Origin of the sequence: Corynebacterium mucifaciens, assembly GCF_012396315.1 — a bacterium.
In the GTDB taxonomy this organism is placed as follows: domain Bacteria; phylum Actinomycetota; class Actinomycetes; order Mycobacteriales; family Mycobacteriaceae; genus Corynebacterium; species Corynebacterium mucifaciens.
Genome location: NZ_JAAXPF010000001.1, coordinates 362,408 through 384,532 on the forward strand (window position 1 = coordinate 362,408; position 22,125 = coordinate 384,532).

A 22,125-nucleotide genomic window follows, 5' to 3' on the forward strand; every position below is an offset into this window, starting at 1 on the left:
CCGCCGAGGTCAGGGCAACGCGTCGAGACCAATATCCAGGATGGTCACCGAGTGCGTGAGTGCGCCGACGGCGAGGAAGTCAACGCCCGTGTCCGCGTAAGCGCGGGCGCAATCAAGCGTCAAGCCCCCCGAGGATTCGAGCATCGTCGCTGGAGACAGGGCATCTCGCCGGGCGACGGCCACCCGCGTGTCTTCCACCTCAAAATTGTCCAGCATGACCAGATTCGGCTTCAATTCCAGGACCTCGGTGAGCTGATCTAGGTCATCCACTTCGACCTCAAGGGGGAGGTCTGGGAATGCCTTGGCCGTGCGTCGATATGCGTCGGCTGCGCTACCGACGCTCGCGACGTGGTTGTCCTTGATCAGTGCCGCGTCACCCAGACTCATGCGGTGGTTGACACCTCCGCCGCAACGCACGGCGTATTTCGCTAAATCGCGGTAGCCGGGCAGCGTTTTCCGGGAATCCCTCACCCGCGCCCGGGTACCGGAAATAACCTCCGTCCACGCAGAAGTCCCGGTCGCGATGCCGCTGGCGTAGGTGAGCAGATTCAATGCAGTCCGCTCCGCCGACAGAATGACGCGCGCCGGGCCGGACACAGTGGCAAGACAGTCACCGGCCGTCACTCGATCGCCGTCGGCGGCGTGCACAGACACGTCGACGGCGGGGGAAATCTCGTGCATAGTCCATCCCACAACGTCGAGTCCCGCGACGGTCCCGTCCTGGCGGGGGACCACCTGCGCAGTAAGAACTGCGTCCATGTTGATTGTCGCCTCGGATGTGGCGTCGGGGCCATGAGCGAAGTCCTCCGCGAGACCGAGACGGATGAGTCGTAGTGTGGCCTCCTTATTCAGCGGGGAGTGGGTCGGCTGAGCAGGCGTTGTCATCGGTGTCTACTCACCGCTTCCCGGTGTGCCGATGGCGATCATCCGCTCCAATGACTGGCGCGCCTTCGCCGCGACGTCCTCGGGCACGGTTATCTCGTCGCGGAGGTCCCGCAGGCTGCGAACCAGCTTTTCTGGGGTGATCATCTTCATGTACCGGCAACTCGCCTGGGGGTTCACGGGCTGGAAATCCGCCAGCGGAGCCCGCTTTCGCAGCTGGTGCAGCATGCCCACCTCGGTGGCTACAAGCACAGTTCCTTCCGTGTCGCGGTCTGCTTGGTCGAGCATCCCGCCAGTGGAAAGCATGTGCACACGCTCCGGCTGGATCACTCCTTCGCCAGCGAGGAAGATCGCGGAATTCGCGCAACCGCATTCTGGGTGGATGTACAGCGGCGCATCGGGGTGCGCCGCCGCTTGCTCCGCAAGCTCCTTGCCGTTGATTCCTGCGTGGACGTGGCATTCGCCCGCCCAGATACGGATGTTCTCGCGGCCGGTCAGGCGCTTCACGTGGGCGCCGAGGAACTGGTCGGGGCAAAAGAGGATCTCACGGTCCGGATCGATGGAATTCACCACCTCAACGGCGTTCGAGGAGGTGCAGCAGACGTCCGTCAGGGCCTTAACATCGGCGGTGGTATTAACATAACTGACGACGACCGCACCAGGGTGCTCGTCCTTCCATTCCTGAAGTTGCTCAGCGGTGATGGAGTCCGCCAGCGAGCATCCAGCATTTTGGTCCGGGATGAGCACCGTTTTGTCGGGGCTGAGGATCTTGGCGCTTTCCGCCATAAAGTGCACACCGCAGAACACAATCACGTCTGCGTCAGTGTCGGCGGCGATACGAGATAGCGCGAGTGAATCGCCGGTGAAGTCGGCGATGTCCTGGATCTCCGGAATCTGATAATTATGCGCCAGAATCACGGCGTTTCGTTCGCGCTTAAGTTCGCGCACTTCATCGGTCCACATACGCCCAATGTAATCCGGGGCGTCCGCTGGATAGTCTGCTTTAGCCGATTAAATGCACGACCGGCTGGCCTGCTCCCGCCGGCGACTCATCGTGAGCATCAACGCCGTAGGCCGGGGCTACGTATTGTCATGCGGGCATTACAGTTCACAGTATGGAATCAGAGCAGTTCGCACGAAACGCACATGCGGAAGAACGTTCAGCGTTCGTCGCCACGCTCGGCTTCCCGCTCCTCGTCATCGCGGGCGGCGCGATCGGATTCGCCGCGCCGGGAGTGGTGGAGCCTATTTCGGGCTGGACCACGTGGCTGCTCGGCCTCGTCATGTTTGGCATGGGGCTCACCCTGACAGGCAAGGACTTTGTTTTTATCGCCTCTACGCCACTGCCCGTCGTTATCGGCGTGATCGCGCAGTTTGTCATCATGCCGCTCGCCGCGGTCGCGCTGGCCTGGGTGCTACGTTTGCCTCCTGAGGTCGCTGCCGGCGTGATTCTCGTCGGCTGCGCGCCCGGCGGGACATCCTCGAATGTCGTCTCCTATCTCGCCCGCGGCGATGTGGCCCTGTCGGTGACGATGACATCGGTTTCCACGCTGCTCGCCCCGATTTTCACCCCGCTGCTCACACTTTGGCTGGCCGGTGAGCACATGGACGTCAGCGCAGGCCCAATGACGTGGTCGATCGTGAAAATGGTCATTCTGCCCGTCGGCCTCGGCCTCCTCGTCCGTCTCGTCGCACCGCGTCTTGTGGCGGCCGTTGTGCCGGTGCTGCCGTGGATCTCGGTCATCGCGATCGCAATCATCGTTGCCATTGTCGTGGCCGGTAGCCGCGACAAACTCGCCCAGGCCGGCCCCGTCGTCTTACTCGTGGTCGTGCTCCACAACGCCATTGGTTACACATTGGGCTACGCCACTGGCAAGGCTACGGGCCAGACGGAACAGTCCTCGCGCACAATGGCCGTAGAGGTGGGCATGCAAAACTCCGGTCTGGCCGCCACGCTCGCCGCCAGCTACCTGAGCCCACTGGCCGCCCTTCCAGGCGCGGTGTTCTCCGTCTGGCACAACATCTCCGGTGCTGTCTTGGCGCTCATTTTCCGGGCACGCGATCGTCGATCGCAGGAGGCGCCAGAGCAGCTGGAACGGTAGCTAGAGCTATGCGCCAAGCGCGGGACTGATGGCACTACACTTAGCAACCATGACTGCCTACGACCTGATGGATTACGACGAGGTACTGGAAAAGTACGACCCCGTGATGGGCCTCGAGGTGCACGTCGAGCTGGCCACCGAGACAAAGATGTTTTCCACCTCCTCCGCCCACTTCGGCGCGGAGCCGAACACGAACATCGACCCGGTCTCGCTGGGGCTCCCGGGCGCGCTGCCCGTGGTTAACGCCAAAGGTGTGGAGTGGGCCATCAAAATTGGCTTGGCGCTCAACTGCAAGATCGCTGAATCCTCGCGCTTTGCCCGCAAGAATTACTTCTATCCGGACCAGCCGAAGAACTACCAGATCTCCCAGTACGACGAGCCGATCGCCTACGACGGCTACCTCGATGTCGTGCTCGAGGACGGCACCGAGTGGCGCGTGGAGATCGAGCGCGCGCACATGGAGGAGGACACCGGCAAGCTGACCCACCTGGGCTCCGCTTCCGGCCGCATCACCGGAGCGACCGCGTCGCTGGTTGACTGCAACCGCGCCGGCATCCCGTTGATCGAGATCGTGACCAAGCCGATCACCGGCGCCGGCGAGCGCGCACCCGAGGTGGCCAAGGCCTACGTGGGCGCACTGCGCGAGCTGGTCAAGGCCCTCGGCGTCTCCGACGCGCGCATGGACCAGGGCAGCATGCGCTGCGACGCGAACGTGTCCCTGCGCCCGATCGGCCAGGAGGCATTCGGCACCCGTACCGAGACGAAGAACATCAACTCGCTGAAGTCCGTTGAGCAGGCCGTGCGCTTCGAGATGCAGCGCCAGGCCGCAGCGCTGGAAAACGGCGAGGAGATCGTGCAGGAGACCCGCCACTACCAGGAGAAGGACGGCACCACCTCGAAGGGCCGCCCGAAGGAAGAGGCCTCCGATTACCGCTACTTCAACGACCCGGACCTGCCGCCGGTCATTGCCGCGCCGGAGTGGGTCGAGGAGATCCGGCAAACGCTGCCGGAGCTGCCGTGGGTGCGCCGCGCCCGCATTCAAAAGGAGTGGCAGCTGCCGGAAAAGGAGTTCCGCGACCTGGTCAACGCCGGCGCGCTGGACCTCATCGTGGACACCGTCGAGGCCGGCGCCACGCCCGACGAGGCCCGCGCGTGGTGGGTCTCTTACATCAACGGCAAGGCCAACGAAGCTGGCACTGACCTGGACGCGCTTGGGGTGACTCCCGCAGACGTTGCTCGCGTGGTGGAGCTGGTCAAGGACGGCAAGCTGACCACCAAGCTGGGCCGCCAGGCTATCGACGGCGTGATCGCCGGCGAGGGCACCGTCGACGAGGTCGTTGCAGCCCGCGGCCTCGAGGTCGTGCGCGACGACGGCGCGATTGAGAAGGCCGTCGACGAAGCGCTGGCCGCGAACCCGGACATCGTGGAAAAGTACCGCGCCGGCAACACAAAGGTCACCGGGGCGATCGTTGGTGCCGTGATGAAGGCAACGCAGGGGAAGGCGGATCCGGGCCAGGTCAACCAGCTCATCGCGAAGAAGCTCGCAGAGTAGGTGCTGCTCCGCGCCGATGGCGCCCGCCGGTGCCCGGTCGTGTGGCTGAAACGGCGAGTTACGTGCCCAGCGTGCAAGGCAGAACCCCCAATGCGCGAAAACGCCCCGGCCAAATTTGGGTTGGCTGGGGCGGAGCAGACGTCGTAAAGCGAATGCTTATTTGTTTTCGGGCTTGACAGCGGGGAACTCGCCGGTCTTGTACATCTCCTCGTAGGACTCCCAGTGGATCGAGTCGCCCGGGGTTTCAGGAGCGCCATCGTAGGCTTTGGACTCAGGGTTGAGGGCGGGCACGTCCTTGAGGTCGAAATCGCTGGAGGGGTTCGCGTGCAGGTCGGCGGCGACCTCTTCCTGCACGGACTGCCACAGTTCCTGGTCGCCGACGTGCGAGTCGGAGGCGAGCTCGTCCACCTCGGCGCGTTCGGCGCGGGTCAGGTCGTCAGACTCCGGGTTCAGCTGCGTCTCAGCCAGCTCGGCGAGGCGCTCGCGGCGGCCCGTCTCGTCCTGGATGTTCTCACGGCCGCGGAACCACGCGACACCCATGACAATGGCAAGAACCAAACCGAGGTAGCCCAGCACCGGGTAGACCCAGCCGACCAGGTCCGCGAAGCCGATGAACGACAGCGCGAACCCGATGAGCACAACAACGGCGTAGTAGAGGCGGAACTTCCCGGGATTGTCATGGCTCAGGCGGCGGCTCAGGGCGTAAAAGAGCCCGACGGCGGTGTTGTAAATCATCAGGTAGATGACGATCGACACGAACACGCCAACGGTCGGGTGCATGTTGTCGAACACCTTGAGCAGCGGCAGGTCGGAGCCCATGACGTGCTCCATGTTCATGAACAGCACGAACGTGAGGATGAGCAGCAGAACCGCAAACATGATGCCGCCGAGGAGGCCGCCCTTACCGGCCTGTGCCGGGTTCATGTGGGAGCCCGCGAAGACGAGCATCATGGAGGTGTCCATGATCATCACCAGCGTGGCGTAGTTCAGCGCGGTGATCAGCCAGTTGTCGAAGGTGCCGGAGGCGTGCGGGTTGGTCTGTGCGATCTCGTTGATCTGGCCGACGTTATCCGGCATGTCGGTGAGCGTGATCACGAACGCGGCGAGCAGGCAGATGATCAGCAGCGGCGTGATAAAGGAGATCACGCTGGTCAGCTTGTCCACGTCCAGCAGACCGGACAGGAGCAGCAGCACCACCATGATGGCGGACCCGACCCAGGTAGGCAGGCCGAACTGCTGCTCGAGGTTCGCGCCGGCGCCGGCCACCATGACAAAGCCGATGCAGAACAGCGTGAACATGGTGGTAATGTCCATGTACTTTGCAATCCACGGGCGCGAGACGCTCTTGAACACCGCGCTGTGGTCATCCGCCAAGTAGTACGAGCCCAGCTGGTAGACCCAGCCACTGAACACGGCGATGGTGATACCGGCGATGGCGGCACCCACAATGCCCCAGTAGCCGAACGACAGGAAGTACTGGATCACCTCCTGGCCCGATGCGAAGCCCGCGCCGACGGTGAGGCCCACCAGCGCTAGGGCGACTTTGAATGTTTTACCCATAATGATCCTCAATAGATGTAACAGCGAAAAGAGCGGTCACGACGGTAACAGCAATATGGGGCCAGTGCTAACTGACGTCCACAGGTTTCCGCCGCCAACACCGCAGCGCACGGCGGTGCAATTCGCTCACGATCGGCGCGTTACCAAGGAATAGGCAGGTGTTTCGCATAGATTGTTGGGCATGGCTACCAACCCCCGCGATCTCACGCCCAACGAACAACACGACCTGAGCAACCTGGATGCCCCGGACGTGCCGGACTACTCCGGTGACACCAAGGGCGCCACCGGCGGCCTATACGCCCGTGCCGGTAAGGCCGCCCCGACCGAGATCTTCCCGCGCAGCGAGCAGAACACCGGCCCGTTGATTCCGGACGCCCCGGCAGATACTGCGACGTTTCAGGCGCCGACGGAAACAGTGGCGGTGGACCGTGAGCCGGCCTACGCGGTGGATGCCACCGAGCCCGTTTACACGGAGCCCGTGGAAACTGTCGTAGCAACGGAAGACGCTCGCCGCGGCACCACGGATTTCGGTTTGTTCTTGCTGCGCCTCGCGTTGGGCGCGTTTCTGATCATCGACTCGATTGGCACGTTCTTCCGCCTCGGCGGCAACGAGGGGATTTCCGGCCTGGAATCCGCGTACGCCAACTACCCCTACGGGGACGCGTTGGCCGTAATGGTGCCCACCCTTGAGCTCGCGGCAGGCGTGTTCATCGTGCTCGGCCTGCTCACACCAGTGGCAGCGCTCGTCGCGATTGTGGTGACCGGGTTCACGACCCTGCATGCCTTCGACACCCAGACGGATGGCTTCAACGTCTTTGCGTGGTCACCGGAAACGTGGGTGCCGGTCATGCTGCTTGCTGCGTCCCTCGCCGTGCAGTTCACCGGCCCGGGCCGTTACGGTGTCGACGCTTCCCGTGGCTGGGCGAAGCGACCGCTAGCCTCGAGCTGGATCTGCGCCCTGATCGGCCTGGTGGCGGCCGGGCTGATCTGGTGGTTCGGCACCGAGATCAACCCGTTCGCCTAATTAATCAACCTGGCGCACCGCGCCCTTGTCGGCGCTGGTGGCCATTTTTGCGTACGCGCGCAAGGCCTTCGACACCTCACGGACGCGGTTCGGCGTCCACGGTTTGTCGGAGGCTTCCATCGCTTCGCGGCGCTTACGCAGCTCCGCTTCGTCCACATCCAGCTTCAGCTCGCGGTTAGCAACCGAAATGGCGATGGTGTCGCCGTTCTCGATGAGCCCGATCAGGCCTCCAGCGGCAGCTTCGGGAGAGATGTGGCCGATGGACAGGCCCGACGTGCCGCCGGAGAATCGGCCGTCGGTGATCAAAGCGCACTTCTTGCCCAGGCCGGCTCCCTTGAGGAACGAGGTGGGGTGGAGCATCTCCTGCATGCCCGGACCACCTGCGGGTCCCTCGTAGCGGATCACCACGACCTCGCCTTCGAGCACCTCGCGGTTGAGGATCATGGATACCGCCTGCTCCTGGGAATCCACCACGCGGGCAGGCCCGGAAAACTCCCACAGGCCTTCTTCCACGCCGGCGGTCTTCAAGATCGCGCCGTCCGGGGCGAGGTTGCCACGAAGCACCACGAGGCCGCCGTCGGAAGTGAAGGGGTGCTCGACGTCGTGGATCACGCCGTTGTGGGCGTCTGTGTCCAAGTCGGACCACCGGGCGCTCTGGGAGAACGCCTTCGTGGTGCGCTGCCCGCCGGGTGCGGCGTGGTACAGCTCCACGGCCTCGTCGGTGGCGCTGCCGCCGCGGATGTCCCAGTCGGCGAGCCACTCGTTGAGCGACGGGTACGCGATGGAGTGCACATCTTCGTGCAGGAGGCCTGCCCGGTTGAGCTCGCCCAGGATCGCGGGGATGCCTCCCGCTCGGTGGACATCTTCCACGTGGGCGTCGCCGTTGGGCGCGGCCTTGGACAGGCACGGGATCTGGTGCGACAGCTCGTCGATATCCGAGAGGTCGAAATCGATCTCGCCCTCCTGGGCGGCCGCGAGGATGTGCAGGATGGTGTTGGTGGACCCGCCCATGGCCATGTCCAGCGACATCGCGTTGCGGAACGCGCGCTCGTTTGCCACATTGCGCGGCAGGACGGATTCGTCGCCCTGGCCGTAGTAGCGCTCGCAGAGCTCCATGATGGTGCGGCCTGCCTTCTCAAACAGGCCGCGCCGCGCGGTGTGGGTGGCCAGGGTGGTGCCGTTGCCGGGCAGCGACAGGCCGAGCGCTTCCGTCAGGCAGTTCATGGAGTTCGCGGTGAACATGCCGGAGCACGACCCGCAGGTGGGGCAGGCGTTGTTGGCGATGCTGTCCAGCTCGGCATCCGTGACATCGTCGTTGGCGGACAGCGAGATTGCGTCGATGAGGTCGGACTTCGGCTTGGTCACCCCACCGACCGAAAACGCCTTGCCGGCCTCCATCGGGCCGCCGGAGACGAACACGGCCGGGATGTTCAGGCGCATCGCGGCGTTGAGCATGCCCGGGGTGATCTTGTCGCAGTTGGAGATGCACACCATCGCGTCCACGGTATGGGCGTTGACCATGTACTCGACGCTGTCGGTGATGATCTCGCGCGAGGGGAGGGAATAGAGCATTCCGGAGTGGCCCATGGCGATGCCGTCGTCCACAGCGATGGTGTTGAACTCTTTGGGGACGCCGCCGGCGGCGCGCACGGCCTCGGCGACGATGTCGCCCACTTCCTTCAGGTGGACGTGGCCGGGCACGAACTGCGTGTAGGAGTTCACGATGGCCACGATGGGCTTGCCAAACTCGTTTTCGCCGGTGCCGGTTGCGCGCCACAGGGCGCGGGCGCCTGCGGCCTGACGGCCGACGGTGGTGACGCGTGAGCGAAGCGGAATCACGGTGTTACTCCTTAGTATCGGGTGTGGTCTCAGATGCAGCAGGGCGCGGGCCCGGCAGGTCTGGGTGGGCGGCGACATATTCGTCGTACTCTTCGCGGCTGAGCAGCACCTTGTTGCCGCCCTTATCGACGATCTCGTACTTGCCGTCCGCAGCCTCGTGGGCCGCGGTGATGACATCAGTAATACGGCCGTTCGACGCCTCGGCGAGATCCGGCAAAGAGTTAAAGGTCACGCCGGGCAGCGGGTGCTCCGTGCCGCTCGCCGTCACAGCGTTGACGGACATGCCTGTGAACGAAAGCCCGGAAAGATCCCGCCACGGTAACGTGACGTTTTTGCGGAAGAGGTACTTCGCGGTGATGCCGCGGTCGTCGACGGTGGTGGAGGAGGCTAGGACCCACGCCAGCCAGAGAGCAGGAAAAATGAGCAGCCACGCCAGGTACTTCGGTGCCCAGAGGATGCCCATGAGCGCGATACCGGTTGCAATCACGATGGCGAGGATGTGTTCTCTCGTCGGTCTGAAAACGTGCGGGTTGCGTTCCGGCGTGCCAGTCATAGTTGGCGATGGTAGTCACCTTTGGGGCGTCGATAGGAAATAGCCCAACATTCACGTGAATAAAAACCCGCGCGACACCACCACGGGAAGTAATCTTTTCCACGTGATCAACGAGCGACTTGTAATTATCGTATCCCGACGGCGCTTGCCGTAGCGGGTGCGTTTTACTACGCCGCTCACAGAACAAGCGCCCTCGAGAGCTCGACGCTCGTCGGGGGCTTTTCTTGTTCGAGATCGCGATGTAGACGATTTTGGACCGAGCAAGGAGCCTTCAACCGTGGCAGCTTCAGAGAAACGAAAGCCCGAACGCATCACAGGCGCGGACGCCGTCGTTCGCAGTCTTGAGGAACTTGGCACGGAGATGGTGTTTGGTCTACCCGGCGGCGCGGTGCTTCCGCTTTACGACGCGCTGTTCCGCGCCCAGAAGCTGCGGCACGTGCTGGTGCGCCACGAGCAGGGGGCGGGCCACGCGGCTGAGGGGTACGCAGTCGCGTCCGGCAAGGTGGGCGTCTGCATCGCCACCTCCGGACCCGGGGCGACGAACCTGGTGACGCCAATTGCGGACGCGTACCTGGACTCCGTGCCGATGGTCGCCATCACCGGACAGGTTGGCTCGCCGCTGCTGGGCACCGACGCGTTCCAGGAGGCGGATATCCGCGGAATCACCATGCCAATCACCAAGCACAACTTCATGGTGACCAAGGCAGAAGACATTCCCCGGGCGATCGCCGCCGCCTTTCACATCGCATCCACCGGGCGGCCGGGCCCGGTGCTGGTGGACATCCCAAAGGACGTCCAAAACGCTGAGGTCGATTTCACCTGGCCGCCGGCGGTCGACCTGCCGGGATACAAGCCGAACACGAAACCGCACAACCGCCAGATCGCGCAGGCGGCGAAGATGATCGCCAAGGCCGACCGGCCGGTGCTCTACATCGGCGGCGGCGTGGTGAAAGCGAACGCCCACAAGCAGCTCGCCGAGTTCGTGGAGGCCACGGGCATCCCGGTGGCGACCACGCTGATGGCGCTCGGTGCGTTGCCGCAGTCCCACCCGCTGTACTTGGGCATGCCGGGCATGCACGGCACGGTGCCCGCCGTCGGCGCCTTCCAAGAATCGGATCTGCTGATCGCCATCGGCGCGCGTTTCGACGATCGCGTCACGGGTGACACTGACACGTTCGCCCCCCACGCAAAGGTGATCCACGCCGACATCGACCCGGCAGAGGTGGGAAAGATCCGTGCCGTGGACGTGCCGATTGTCGGCGACGCCAAGCGCGTTTTGTCCGAGCTGACGGACTATTTCGTGGAGAGCGGCAAGGTCAAGGCCCCCAGCATCGATCCGTGGATCGCGCGCCTGCAGGATCTGAAGGAGCGGTTCCCCCGCGGCTACGAGTCAAATGCGGACGGCTCGCTCGCTCCGCAGTTCGTTCTCGAGACGCTGTCGAAGGTTGCCGGGCACGACGCGATCTACGTTTCCGGCGTGGGGCAGCACCAAATGTGGTCCGCGCAGTTCATCGACTACGAAAAGCCCCGGCACTGGATCAACTCCGGCGGCGCGGGCACGATGGGTTTCTCCATCCCCGCTGCGATGGGCGCGAAGGCGGCCAACCCGGACGCGGAGGTGTGGGCCATCGACGGCGACGGCTGCTTCCAGATGACCAACCAGGAGATCACCACCGCCGCGCTGGAGGGGTTCCCCATCAAGGTGGCCCTGATCAATAACGGCAACCTGGGCATGGTGCGCCAGTGGCAAACCCTGTTCTACGAGGGCAACTATTCGCACACGAAGCTCGGCGGCGAAGTCTACGTCCCGGATTTTGTGAAGCTGTCCGAGGCGCTTGGCGCCGTGTCCTTCCGCGTCACATCCGAGGACGAGGTGGAGGACGCGATCCAACGCGCCCGCGAGATCAACGATCGCCCCGTTGTGGTGGAATTCGTCGTGGGAGAGGACTCCCAAGTCTGGCCGATGATCGCGGCAGGCACCTCCAACTCCGAGATCGAGTACGCGCGCGGCCTGCGCCCGTTCTTCGGCGAGGAGGAGTCCGCGGCGGAGACGCCTGAGGCCATCAACGACACCATCGAAGCCCTCGAGCAGGAGGAGAACTAAACATGGCTGACCAAGAAACCATCACCCGCCACACGCTGTCGGTGCTCGTTGACGACGTCGACGGCATCATCACCCGCGTCACCGCGCTGTTCACGCGCCGCGGCTACAACCTGGTGTCGCTCGTTTCCGCGAAGACGGCGGCAGATGGCATCAACCGCTTGACGGTGGTCGTCGACGCGACGGAGCACGCCGTCGAGCAGATCACCAAGCAGCTCTACAAGCTCATCCAGGTGCACAAGGTGCTTGAGCTTGACGACGCCACGTCGGTGGGAAGGCAGCTGCTTTTGGTCAAGGTGAAGGCAGACAACCTGACGCGCCCACAGGTGGTGGATGCGGCGAACCTCTTCCGTGCGCGCGTGATCGACGTGTCGGTTGACTCGGTAATCATCGAGGCCACCGGCAACTCCGCGAAACTGAAGGCGTTCCTCGAGGTGATGGAAACCTTCGGCATTCGCGAACTCGCTCGCTCTGGCGCTGTCGCGCTTTCCCGCGGGGCCAAGACGATGGCAAAGGGCGACTAAATCCGCAACCCCGAACGGCAGTTGTGTCATAATGTGAAATGACCGTCTCACAATTTGAAGGAAGTGACGTATACATGGCAATCGACGTGCTTTACGACAACGACGCAGACCTGTCCCTGATCCAGGGCAAGAAGGTCGCGATCATCGGCTACGGCTCCCAGGGCCACGCGCACGCGCAGAACCTGCGCGAGTCTGGCGTCGAGGTTGTCGTCGGCCTGCGAGAGGGCTCGAAGTCCGCCGAGAAGGCGCGCGAAGCTGGCTTCGAGGTCAAGACCAACGCTGACGCAGCCGCGTGGGCGGACGTCATCATGGTGCTGGCCCCGGATACCTCCCAGGCGCAGATCTTCACCCAGGACATCGAGCCGAACCTCACGGATGGGAACGCCCTGTTCTTCGGCCACGGCCTGAACATCCACTTCGGCCTGATCAAGCCGGCGGAGAACATCACCGTTGCAATGGTCGCGCCGAAGGGCCCGGGCCACCTGGTCCGCCGCACCTTCGCCGACGGCAAGGGCGTTCCGTGCTTGATCGCTGTCGAGCAGGACCCGCAGGGCAACGGCCGCGAGCTGGCGCTGTCGTACGCAGCGGCAATCGGCGGCGCTCGCGCCGGCGTCATCCCCACCACGTTCGAGGCGGAGACCGTCACCGACCTCTTCGGTGAGCAGGCGGTGCTCTGCGGTGGCTTGGAAGACCTGATCATGAAGGGATTCGAGGTGCTCGTCGAGGCCGGTTACGAACCGGAGATGGCCTACTTCGAGTGCCTGCACGAGATGAAACTCATCGTGGACCTGATCTACGAAGGTGGCATCGCGAACATGAACTACTCGGTGTCCGACACTGCGGAGTTCGGCGGCTACCTGTCCGGCCCGCGCGTCATCGACGATGGTGCGAAGGACCGGATGCGCGACATCCTCAAGGACATCCAGGACGGCACCTTCACCAAGCGCCTGGTGGCCAACGTCGAGGGCGGGAACAAGGAGCTTGATGGCCTGCGCGAGAAGGTTGCGCAGCACCCGATTGAGAAGACCGGCGCGCAGCTTCGCGACATGATGAGCTGGGTAAAGAACCCGCTTACCGACACTGCTCGCTAACCCCCTTCTCGGCGAGCTTTTACGGCAGGACCACTCCGGTCCTGCCGTGTTTTGCTGCCCGGGTCGGCACAAACAAATACCCCGCGCGTCCGAAAACGGGCTGCGCGGGGTGGTCTCGCTGACGAGCGTGGTGCGACTAGTTGGTCGCCGGAGCCTCGGACGGTGCGAGGGTGTCGGTGACCTCGTCGACGATCTCGGTCTGGGTGACCGTGTCGTCGGCTGCGCTCTCGTCGGCAGCGGAGGACTCGGTTGCGGCGTCGTCCTCGACGGTGGTGGTCTCGGAGACAACCTCGGTAGCCGCGGTGGTGGTGGAGGTTTCGGTGGTGCCCTCGTCGTCGTTGCCGGAGAACAGCGACCACAGGAGCCACAGCAGCAGCAGTGCGACGATGATACCGAGCAGCCACTTCCACCAGCCGCCGCCGTTGTTCTCCTCGGTCACAGCGGTGGAGCCGGAGGTGGAGCGAGCCGGGGTAGCGGTGGTGCGCTCGGTGTTGGTGCCCTGAACGCGGGTGGTGCCGGCCGGGTCGACGTCCGCGTCCTTAGTGCCGCGGAGGTCGTTGACCTTATCCTTGCCGAGGTTCTTGGCGTCCTCGATCTTGCCCTCGTCAAAGTCCTTTGCGCCGTTGGCAATGTCCTTGGGGTTGCGGTTCGGATCGTTCGGGTTCGTCATCCTAAATTCCTTTCGTGCTAATTCACATGCTGGCTAGCGTCCGCGAAGGCAGCGTGGCTGTGCCAGCATTCTCCGTGAACACCCACCAACTGTAACAAAGAACTGGCAGCTGCCTCCGCGAATCGTGTGGTATTCCGAGCCGGACCAGCGGCGTTTTCGCTGTACTTGGAGCTGCAAGCGGTCTTACTGCAGTGATTTTCAATTAGTTGTCAATAAGGATTGCGGCGGATACCGTTGGTCGTCGATACGCATTGCGAAGGGAGCTCGAATGCACGACCACGCCCACGATCACGGTCAACACGGACACGGTGGCCCGGCAGCCTCCCGGCGAGCGTTGAGCGCGGCGCTCGGCATCACGGGGGTCGTATTCGTTGCGGAAGTTGTCGGCGGCGTGCTCTCCGGGTCGATGGCGCTTCTGGCCGACGCGATGCACATGCTTTCCGATGCCGCGGGGTTGATCATCTCCCTCGTCGCCATCGTTGTGGGGCAGCGGGCTGCGTCGGCGACGGCGACGTACGGTCACCGGCGCGTTGAGGTGCTGGCGGCACTGATCAACGCGGTGGCGGTGCTATCCATTTCAGTGTGGATCGTCGTCGAAGCGGTGCGGAGGCTGCGAGACCCGCAGCCCGTGGAAACCGGCCCAATGATGGTGATTGCCGTGATCGGTTTGCTTGCTAACGCCGCCTCCGCATGGGTGCTATCGCGTCACCGCGAGGGGTCCATCAACGTGCAGGGTGCGTACCTGCATGTGCTTGTGGATATGTTCGGCTCGGTGGCAGTGTTGGCCGCCGGAGCGGTGATCGCGCTTACCGGGTTTACTGGGGCCGACGTGATTGCCTCGCTTGTCATCGCCGCGCTGGTGCTACCGCGCGCCTGGCAGCTGATGGTGCGCTCTGCACGCGTCATGCTGGAGCACGTGCCGGCTGGCTTCGATGTTGCAGAGGTGGAGCGGGCGCTCGGTAATGTCGGCGGCGCCGCGGGAACCCACGACCTGCACCTATGGTCGCTTGACGGGGTGAGTGTGATCGCCACCGTCCACGTCGTAGCCGCTCCCGGGGTGGACAGGGACCTGCTCTTAGACCGCGTCCAACACGCTTTGGCTGGCCTCGGGGTGGAGCACGCCACAGTGCAAATTGAGCCTCCGGAGCACATCTCGCACGAGACGGTGTGCGAACTCTGATCTACCCTTGGCTCCATGGGTTTCACCACGCCGAGCTACTCGCTGACGGATCTCTTTTCCCGCGCGGAAAATGCCGAGCTGCAGCTGCCTGATTTTCAGCGCGATTACGTGTGGGACGTTGACAGAGTCCGCGCCCTGATCACCTCGGTACTTCGCGGGTACCCCATCGGTTCCTTTCTCGCACTGGACACGCGCAAGGCCCAACAGCGGTTCAGGCCGCGCCCCCTCGAAGGGGTCGAGCCACGCGCTGTGGCGCCGGGTCTTTTGCTGCTGGACGGGCAGCAGCGGCTCACCACGCTCTACCAGGCGTTCACGCACGGCGGCGAGGTGCGCACGGTGGATTACCTGGGCAGATCTATTCGCCGCCGGTTCTTCGTCGACGTGCGCGCTGCCGTTGCTGCGGAGCCGATGCCGGTGGAAGCCGTGTTCGCGGTCGACGAAGACGGCGTCGTGCGCTCCCACTTCGGTCCGGCCGTAGACGAAGCGCTGACATCCAGTGAGGCATATATTCGCAACGGCGTCATCCCGGTGAGCATCCTGCTGCGGCACGAGGGGAATGACCTGCTGGTGGACATGGCTGCCCAAGCCCTGGACGAGGAGCTGCGCGACGCCGTCAAGCGCTTTATCAACCAGGTCTTGCGGGGGCTGCCTGCTTACGACGTGCCGATGATCCGCGTGGACCGCGATACCGCGCAGGCGGGGGTGGGGCAGATATTCGCCTTTTCGAACTCCGCGGGTGTGCAGATGGATGTCTTCGAGCTGCTCACTGCGGTCTTCGCGGCCGAGGACCCTGGGTTCAGGCTGGCGGAGCACTGGGCCCTGATGGAGGAGCAGCTCCGCGCTCACCCCGTGCTGGACGGCGTGGGGCGCGTGGAGTTTCTCCGTGCTTTGTCTTTGCTGCTGACCAGCCGGCACGGCCCTGCGCTCGGTCACAGGGGCGATATTTTGAACATCTCGCTCGGGGATTACCGGCAGCACGCGGGGGAGATGGTGACGGGCTTCATCGCCGCAGCGGCATTCTTGGAGCAACGGCATATCGTTGCGCGGGACCAGGTACCGTACGCCGCGCAGCTGATCCCGCTGGCGGTGATCCTGGCGAGGCTGGCGGAGGATCCCGGTGCGCTCGAGGGCGACGGCGCCGAAGACCGTCTGAATCGGTGGTTTTGGTCCGGCGTATTCGGGGAACTGTACGGCGCTCACGCGCCAACGATCCGTATCGGCCTCGATGTCACGGAAGTCACCCCGTGGGTGCGGGGAGAGACCGAGCAGCTTCCCCGGACCGTCGCGGACGCGCGTTTCCGCGAGGCACGCCTGTGCAGCGCCGGTCCTGAGAGCGGGGTGTACCGCGGGATGTACGCGCTGCTCATGGCTCGGGGCGCGCGAGACTGGCGCACAGCGCAGCCTTTCACTGCCGAGACAGCGCTAGAGCTGCAGCCACGGTTCCACCGTGTGTTCCCGCGGGAATACCTGCTTACAGCGGGCCTCGCTGATCCGCAGCTGGCGGATTCGGTACTCAACCGCACGCCAATGGGTAGGCGCACCGACGTGGTGATCGAGCACAACGAGCCGAAGCGGTACTTGCCGCGCCTGCAGTCGAAGTCGCTGCTGGACGACCGTGAATTCGACGACCTACTTTCCGGGCACGAAATGGATCCTGCACTGCTGCAGGCTTCTGACTGGGCAGGGTTTGTGGCGGACCGCCGCAAGCGTTTTGTCGGCATGGTCGAGTACGCCATGGACCGCCCGGCTATTCGGGATTGGGAGCTGGGCGAAGCGTAGTGGGGCCAGGGAAAACTACGGCAGCCGTTCTCGCGTGCGCCGCCGTCGCTGCAGGCGCGGCAGGCGCGGCAGCGCTCACGGCATGCGCACCGGAGGCGCAGCTCAGCCCGCTGGAGCGCGCTAAAGGGGTGAACCAGTCCAAACACGTCGCGCAGCTGTTTGCGGATCAACCTGAAGTGGTCGACGACGTGCTGGGCATTAAAACAACCAAGCTGTTTTTCCCCACGTCCGAGACACTCATTCTCAGCGACGCCACCGTGGAGGCGCAGTTGCGGGCTGCGTCTATCGCGGTGGCCACCAACGCCCCGATGATGGTCTACGACCCTGGCCGCCACGCCGAGTACGTCAGCATGATCGCGGACATGCGCACCGTCACCGTGCTGACGGTCGGCGACGTGGCCATCGCGCCGTCATCGGGCGCGGTCAGGGTGCGTAGAGACCCGGGCGGGCTGCGGGCGCTGGGTGAAATGACCGCACTGCGGTTTCAAGAGCGCGCCGTGGAGGACCCCGCAGACGCGGTGCGCGAGGTGGCCGCGCAAGACCAGCAAGAACCAGCGTGGCTCCGGGCGGCGTGGGCGGACCCGGTGGTGTTACCGGGCGCGCGACCGGATCCGTTTCCCATCCAATCGCGCCGGGATGCCAACATGGCACCCCGTGTAGTGGCCACCTGGGAATCGTCCATCCCATCGGTGGCGAACGCCCGCAGTTACGGCGCAACCGTCACCGTCGTGCCGCTCGCAGACCCCCGCCAGAGTGAAGAAACGCTCTACGCGATGGCCGGATTGTCGGACCTGCCGCTGGTGGCCCTCGGCAGCCAGTTCGGAAGCTCAGAGGAGCTCCAGCAGCGCATCCGTGAGGCGGAAGACGCATACTAGAACGCTTAATATAAGCGGACGCTTACCCTTCAAATCCCCTAAGGAGAACCAGTGCTCTCGCACACACCAATCGTGCTCATTGCGGACCCGCTCGCGCCGGAAGCAGAACAGGCCCTGGGCGATGCGGTAGAAATCCGCCGCGTCGCCGGGACCCGCCGCCCCGATCTCCTCCAGGCGGTCCGCGACGCCGATGCGCTCATCGTCCGCTCGGCCACCACGGTAGACCGCGAGGTCATCGACGCAGCCGAGCGTTTGCAGGTCATCGGTCGCGCAGGCGTGGGCATAGACAACATCGACGTCGACGCCGCAGCCGCGCGCGGTATCACGGTGGCGAACACGCCAACGGCCAACATCCACTCCGCGTGCGAACACGCCATCGCATTGCTGCTGGCGGCCGCGCGCGCCATCCCGGCCGCAAACGCATCCACCCATGCCGGTGGATGGGAGCGGTCCCGGTTCCAAGGCACAGAGATCTACGGCAAGACGGTGGGTGTGGTCGGTTTCGGCCGGGTCGGCCGGCTCGTCGCAGAGCGACTTTCAGCGTTCGGTACGCGCGTACTCGCCTTCGACCCGTACCCGGACCATGCTGCCGCGGAGGGCCTTGGCGTCGAGCTGGTGGATCTGGACACACTCGTCGCGCGCAGCGACTTTGTCTCCATCCACGTGCCAAAGACGCCTGAGACGCAATCGCTTTTCGACGAACGACTGCTTCGCTCAGCCAAACCCGGGCAGATCCTGGTGAACACGTCCCGCGGCGGGGTGGTGGATGAAGCCGCCTTGGCTGCTGTCTTGCAGGACGGGCCGGTCGCTGCGGCCGGAATCGACGTCTTCACCACGGAGCCACCACAGGACTCGCCGTTGCTGGGGCTGGACAACGCGGTGCTTACCCCGCACCTCGGCGCACAGACGCGTGAGGCGCAAGCAAGGGCCGGTGTGGACGTCGCGCATGCGGTGCTGGCCGCCCTGCGCGGGGAAACGGTCCCGGGCGCGATCCGCGGATGATAGTCTGAACCCGTTTTCTACTATGTGGGAAAGGGATTTCAGAGTATGAAAATTGCTGTACTTGCTGGCGACGGAATCGGCCAAGAGGTGATGGCGGAGGGCCTCAAAGTCCTCAACGCTGTGCGCGATGATGTAGAGACCACCGATTTCGACCTCGGGGCGCGCCGCTACCTGCGTAACGGCGAGCTGCTTACTGACGCGGACCTGGCAGCGCTCAAGGAACACGACGCGATCCTGCTGGGCGCCATCGGCGACCCGGCACGCGTGCCAGCCGGCGTACTCGAGCGCGGTCTGCTGTTGCCCCTGCGCTTCAAGCTGGACCATTACGTTAACCTGCGCCCCTCGCGCCTGTACCCGTCGTCAGTGAGCCCCCTGACCAACCCCGGCGATATCGACTTCGTCGTGGTCCGGGAGGGAACCGAAGGACTCTACGCAGGAAACGGCGGCACCCTGCGCCAGGGCACCGAGCACGAGGTCGCCTGCGAGGTGTCGCAGAACACCTACCACGGCGTCGCACGTGTTGTGCGCTACGCATTCGAACTCGCCATGACGCGCCGCAAGAAACTTACCCTGGTGCACAAAACCAATGTCTTGGTCAACGCAGGCGGCCTATGGCAGCGCGTCGTTGACGAGGTGGCCGAGGATTTCCCAGAGGTGGAGGTGGATTACAACCACATCGATGCCGCCACGATCTACATGGTGCAGGATCCGCAGCGTTACGACGTCATCGTCACCGACAACCTCTTCGGCGACATTCTCACCGACCTCGCCGGCGCCGTCGCAGGTGGGGTAGGCCAAGCTTGCTCCGGCAACATCAACGCGTCGAAAGAGTTCCCGTCCATGTTCGAGCCGGTCCACGGCTCGGCCCCGGACATCGCGGGGCAGGGAATCGCGGATCCGACCGCGATGATTCTGTCCGTAGCAATGATGCTGCGCTTCCTCGGCGACGAGGACAATGCTGCGCGGATTGAGGCAGCGATCGAGCGCGATGTGGCGGAACGCGAAGGCGCTCGGGTGCGAACCACCGAGGTAGGTGACAGGATCGCCGCCGCGCTGAAGTAGGCTGGCTCGCATGCATGTGACCCGCTCCATCCCCGCCGTACTCGCAGCAACCGCACTGGCATTGACCAGCTGCAGCAACACTGGGGAAGGGGGTGCGGGCGGCCCCGAGGTGCTGGAAACCAACGGGGACGAGGTCATTCAAGACGCGGACGGCACCGGCGTCGAGGTGTCCCAGCGCCTCTTTGAATCCGCGGATACCGTCGTAGTTTCCGACAAGGAGCGCGACCAGCAGCTCAAGGCCGCCGCGATCGCGGTGAAACTGGGCGCGCCCATGCTTGTGCGTCTGGATGGCGCCGACGCCGCCGTCGACGCCGAGATTGAACGGCTGGGGGCCTCGCGCGTTGTGACGGTGCCGGGCGAAGACGATGAGGTCTCCAGCACGGAGCCCGTTTCCTCGGCGGACCCGGAGGGCGACGCCGCGGCCATTGCCGGGTTGGAACCGGGTAACCCCGAGGATCTGGTCCTGCCGCCGGTGTTCGCCACCGCGGCGTCCTCCCGCGCGTCTATTGCCACTGCGCGTGCCGCGGGTTCGGACGTGCAGGTGCTGGCCACCGCTGACCCGCGTGCGACGTCGGAGAGCATGCGCACGGTCACTGAGCAGGACACACTCGCGCTAGGTAGCCAGTGGGGCTCGAACGAGAATTTCCAGGACCGTGCCGCGCTTGCTGGCAACGGCGAGCTGCCCGGCGGCGGCGGGCTGGTGTTCCCTGGCCGCCGGATGATCGCGCTCTACGGCCACCCGTATGGTCCGGAGCTGGGCGTCATGGGGGAGCAGGACCCCGCCGCCGCAGTTGCCCTGGCGCAGCAGTACGCGGCCGACTATCAACCGCTCGACGACCAGCCGATTGTTCCCGCGTTTGAAGTCATCGCGTCCGTCGCCTCTGAATTCCCGGGCGACGACGGCAACTACTCCAACGAGACCCCGATGGAGGATCTGGTTCCGTACGTGGACGCCATCGTGGACGCCGGGGGCTACGCTGTGATCGACCTACAGCCGGGGCAGGGCAGCTTCCTGGAGCAGGCGAAGCTCTACCAGGATCTGCTGAAGCGCCCCAACGTCGGCCTTGCGCTGGATGCGGAATGGAAGCTCAATCCGGGTGAAGCCCCGCTGTCGCGCATCGGCAGCGCCACCGCCGCTGAAATTAACGAGGTGGCGGACTGGCTTGCCCAGCTCGTGCGCGACAACAGCCTGCCGCAAAAGGCGCTGGTGCTTCACCAGTTCAACGTGGCGATGTTCCCGGACCGCGAAAACATCCTGACCGGCCAGCCGGAACTGGCGTGGGTGCTGCACGCGGACGGCCACGGCGTCCCGGAGCAGAAGTTTGAGACGTGGGATGTGCTGCGCCAGGGATTGGACCCGAACTTCTTCATGGCATGGAAGAACTTCATCGACGAGGATTTCCCCACGTTCACCCCGGAGCAGACCTACCGGGACGTCGAGCCGCGCCCGTGGTTCGTGAGCTACCAGTAGAGTCCCGCCATGGGGCGAAGATCCGAGTAATGCCACTTTCGTAAAAGGTTCTATGCTCGGTCACATGCGTTTTGGACGAATTGCAACACCCGAAGGCATGACCTTCGCCGTCATAGACAACGAGGGCAAAACCGCGAAAGCCATCGCGGGCACCCCGTTCACGGAACCCGAGTACACGGGCAAAGAGTACGCGCTGGACGACGTCCGCCTGCTCGCCCCGACCCTCCCGTCGAAAGTGGTGGCGGTCGGCCGCAACTACGCCGACCACGTCGCGGAAGTGTTCAAGGAATCCGCTGAGCATCTCCCGCCGACGATCTTCATCAAGCCCTCTACCGCCGTCGTGGGCCCCGGAGCCCCGATCAAGATTCCGGAGTTTGCAACCCGCATCGAGTTCGAGGGTGAACTTGCGCTCGTTGTTGGCGTGCCGTGCAAGAATGTCAAGGCTGCGGACTGGAAGACGGTCATCCGGGGGGTCACCATTATCAACGATGTCTCCTCCCGCGACCTGCAGTTTGCCGACGGCCAGTGGGCGCGCGCAAAGGGCATCGACACCTTTGGCCCGATCGGCCCCTGGATCGAGACGGACCTGGACGCGTTTGATTTCGCTAATCTGCCGATCAAGGCGCACCACACCCACGACGGGGTGACGCAGACGAAGCAGGATTCCAACTCGAACCAGATGATCAAGTCCCTCGGCGAAATGGTGGAGTGGGTCTCCGAATCTTTCACGCTCCTGCCGGGCGACGTGATTGCCACTGGCTCTCCAGCTGGGACCGCCGAAATGGTTCCGGGCGACTACATCGAGGTGGAAATCCCCGGCATCGGCACGCTGGGCAACCCGATCGAGCGGGCGTAGCC

The 22,125-nt window shown here is 64.3% G+C and carries 18 protein-coding genes and 1 pseudogene; 13 read left to right on the forward strand and 6 right to left on the reverse strand.

The genetic code is table 11. The features are described from left to right. Positions 1-9: 9 nt before the first annotated feature. Both nadC and nadA read right to left on the reverse strand, forming a co-directional pair. On the reverse strand, positions 10-885 hold the full coding sequence (gene nadC, locus HF989_RS01760) for a carboxylating nicotinate-nucleotide diphosphorylase (protein ID WP_168683631.1): 876 nt from the start codon (positions 883-885) through the stop codon (positions 10-12). Between the two features lie 6 nt (positions 886-891). Further along, positions 892-1,845: a quinolinate synthase NadA gene (gene nadA / locus HF989_RS01765; protein WP_168683632.1), complete on the reverse strand. Its 954-nt coding sequence runs from the start codon at positions 1,843-1,845 to the stop codon at positions 892-894. A 152-nt stretch (positions 1,846-1,997) separates the two neighbouring features. Here nadA and HF989_RS01770 point away from each other — a divergent pair, with 152 nt between their 5' ends. Both HF989_RS01770 and gatB read left to right on the forward strand, forming a co-directional pair. Beyond that, positions 1,998-2,984, forward strand: coding sequence for a bile acid:sodium symporter family protein (locus HF989_RS01770; RefSeq protein WP_168683633.1), 987 nt, complete (start codon positions 1,998-2,000; stop codon positions 2,982-2,984). Between the two features lie 28 nt (positions 2,985-3,012). Further along, positions 3,013-4,536 (forward strand): Asp-tRNA(Asn)/Glu-tRNA(Gln) amidotransferase subunit GatB, encoded by a 1,524-nt coding sequence (gene gatB, locus HF989_RS01775; RefSeq protein WP_425482971.1) that lies wholly within the window; start codon positions 3,013-3,015, stop codon positions 4,534-4,536. 156 nt (positions 4,537-4,692) lie between these two features. Here gatB and HF989_RS01780 read toward each other — a convergent pair whose 3' ends face one another. Next, positions 4,693-6,096, reverse strand: a complete 1,404-nt coding sequence (locus HF989_RS01780) for a YkvI family membrane protein (protein ID WP_168683635.1) — start codon at positions 6,094-6,096, stop codon at positions 4,693-4,695. A 181-nt stretch (positions 6,097-6,277) separates the two neighbouring features. Here HF989_RS01780 and HF989_RS01785 point away from each other — a divergent pair, with 181 nt between their 5' ends. Then, complete coding sequence (locus HF989_RS01785) at positions 6,278-7,120, forward strand: DoxX family protein (protein WP_168683636.1); 843 nt, start codon at positions 6,278-6,280, stop codon at positions 7,118-7,120. On the opposite strand, the gene ilvD is transcribed toward HF989_RS01785, so the two are convergent. Both ilvD and HF989_RS01795 read right to left on the reverse strand, forming a co-directional pair. Next, entirely contained in the window at positions 7,121-8,959 is a 1,839-nt protein-coding gene (gene ilvD / locus HF989_RS01790) for a dihydroxy-acid dehydratase (protein ID WP_343033511.1), read from the reverse strand. A 4-nt stretch (positions 8,960-8,963) separates the two neighbouring features. After that, complete coding sequence (locus tag HF989_RS01795) at positions 8,964-9,512, reverse strand: PH domain-containing protein (protein ID WP_168683638.1); 549 nt, start codon at positions 9,510-9,512, stop codon at positions 8,964-8,966. Positions 9,513-9,789: 277 nt separating this feature from the next. Between HF989_RS01795 and HF989_RS01800 the strand changes: the two genes are divergently transcribed. The 3 genes from HF989_RS01800 (at position 9,790) to ilvC (ending at position 13,228) form a co-directional block, all read left to right on the forward strand. Next, positions 9,790-11,616 carry an acetolactate synthase large subunit gene (locus HF989_RS01800; RefSeq protein ID WP_343033512.1) on the forward strand — a complete coding sequence of 609 codons (1,827 nt, stop codon included), beginning with the start codon at positions 9,790-9,792 and terminating at the stop codon, positions 11,614-11,616. A gap of 2 nt (positions 11,617-11,618) precedes the next feature. Next, the gene (ilvN, locus tag HF989_RS01805) at positions 11,619-12,137 is read left to right on the forward strand and encodes an acetolactate synthase small subunit (protein WP_168683640.1); all 519 of its coding nucleotides are present in this window, start codon (positions 11,619-11,621) and stop codon (positions 12,135-12,137) included. Positions 12,138-12,211: 74 nt separating this feature from the next. Next, complete coding sequence (ilvC, locus tag HF989_RS01810) at positions 12,212-13,228, forward strand: ketol-acid reductoisomerase (RefSeq protein ID WP_168683641.1); 1,017 nt, start codon at positions 12,212-12,214, stop codon at positions 13,226-13,228. 136 nt (positions 13,229-13,364) lie between these two features. Here the strand turns inward: ilvC and HF989_RS01815 are convergent, their stop codons facing one another. Beyond that, positions 13,365-13,898, reverse strand: a complete 534-nt coding sequence (locus HF989_RS01815) for a hypothetical protein (protein WP_168683642.1) — start codon at positions 13,896-13,898, stop codon at positions 13,365-13,367. Positions 13,899-14,166: 268 nt separating this feature from the next. Here HF989_RS01815 and HF989_RS01820 point away from each other — a divergent pair, with 268 nt between their 5' ends. The 7 genes and pseudogenes from HF989_RS01820 to HF989_RS01850 all read left to right on the forward strand — a co-directional run bounded on the left by HF989_RS01820 (position 14,167) and on the right by HF989_RS01850 (position 22,123). Then, on the forward strand, positions 14,167-15,078 hold the full coding sequence (locus HF989_RS01820; protein WP_168683643.1) for a cation diffusion facilitator family transporter: 912 nt from the start codon (positions 14,167-14,169) through the stop codon (positions 15,076-15,078). Between the two features lie 15 nt (positions 15,079-15,093). After that, complete coding sequence (locus HF989_RS01825; protein ID WP_168683644.1) at positions 15,094-16,857, forward strand: DUF262 domain-containing protein; 1,764 nt, start codon at positions 15,094-15,096, stop codon at positions 16,855-16,857. After that, complete coding sequence (locus tag HF989_RS01830; RefSeq protein WP_210728893.1) at positions 16,857-17,732, forward strand: hypothetical protein; 876 nt, start codon at positions 16,857-16,859, stop codon at positions 17,730-17,732. Before HF989_RS01825 ends, HF989_RS01830 begins: the two co-directional genes overlap by 1 nt. Positions 17,733-17,783: 51 nt before the next feature. Beyond that, positions 17,784-18,725 (forward strand): annotated as a pseudogene (locus HF989_RS01835) (hydroxyacid dehydrogenase); the annotation flags it as partial. A 54-nt stretch (positions 18,726-18,779) separates the two neighbouring features. After that, positions 18,780-19,796, forward strand: coding sequence for a 3-isopropylmalate dehydrogenase (locus HF989_RS01840; protein WP_168683646.1), 1,017 nt, complete (start codon positions 18,780-18,782; stop codon positions 19,794-19,796). Positions 19,797-19,806: 10 nt separating this feature from the next. Further along, positions 19,807-21,267, forward strand: a complete 1,461-nt coding sequence (locus HF989_RS01845) for a cell wall-binding repeat-containing protein (protein WP_168683647.1) — start codon at positions 19,807-19,809, stop codon at positions 21,265-21,267. A 64-nt stretch (positions 21,268-21,331) separates the two neighbouring features. Further along, positions 21,332-22,123, forward strand: coding sequence for a fumarylacetoacetate hydrolase family protein (locus tag HF989_RS01850; RefSeq protein WP_168683648.1), 792 nt, complete (start codon positions 21,332-21,334; stop codon positions 22,121-22,123). Positions 22,124-22,125 lie beyond the last annotated feature (2 nt).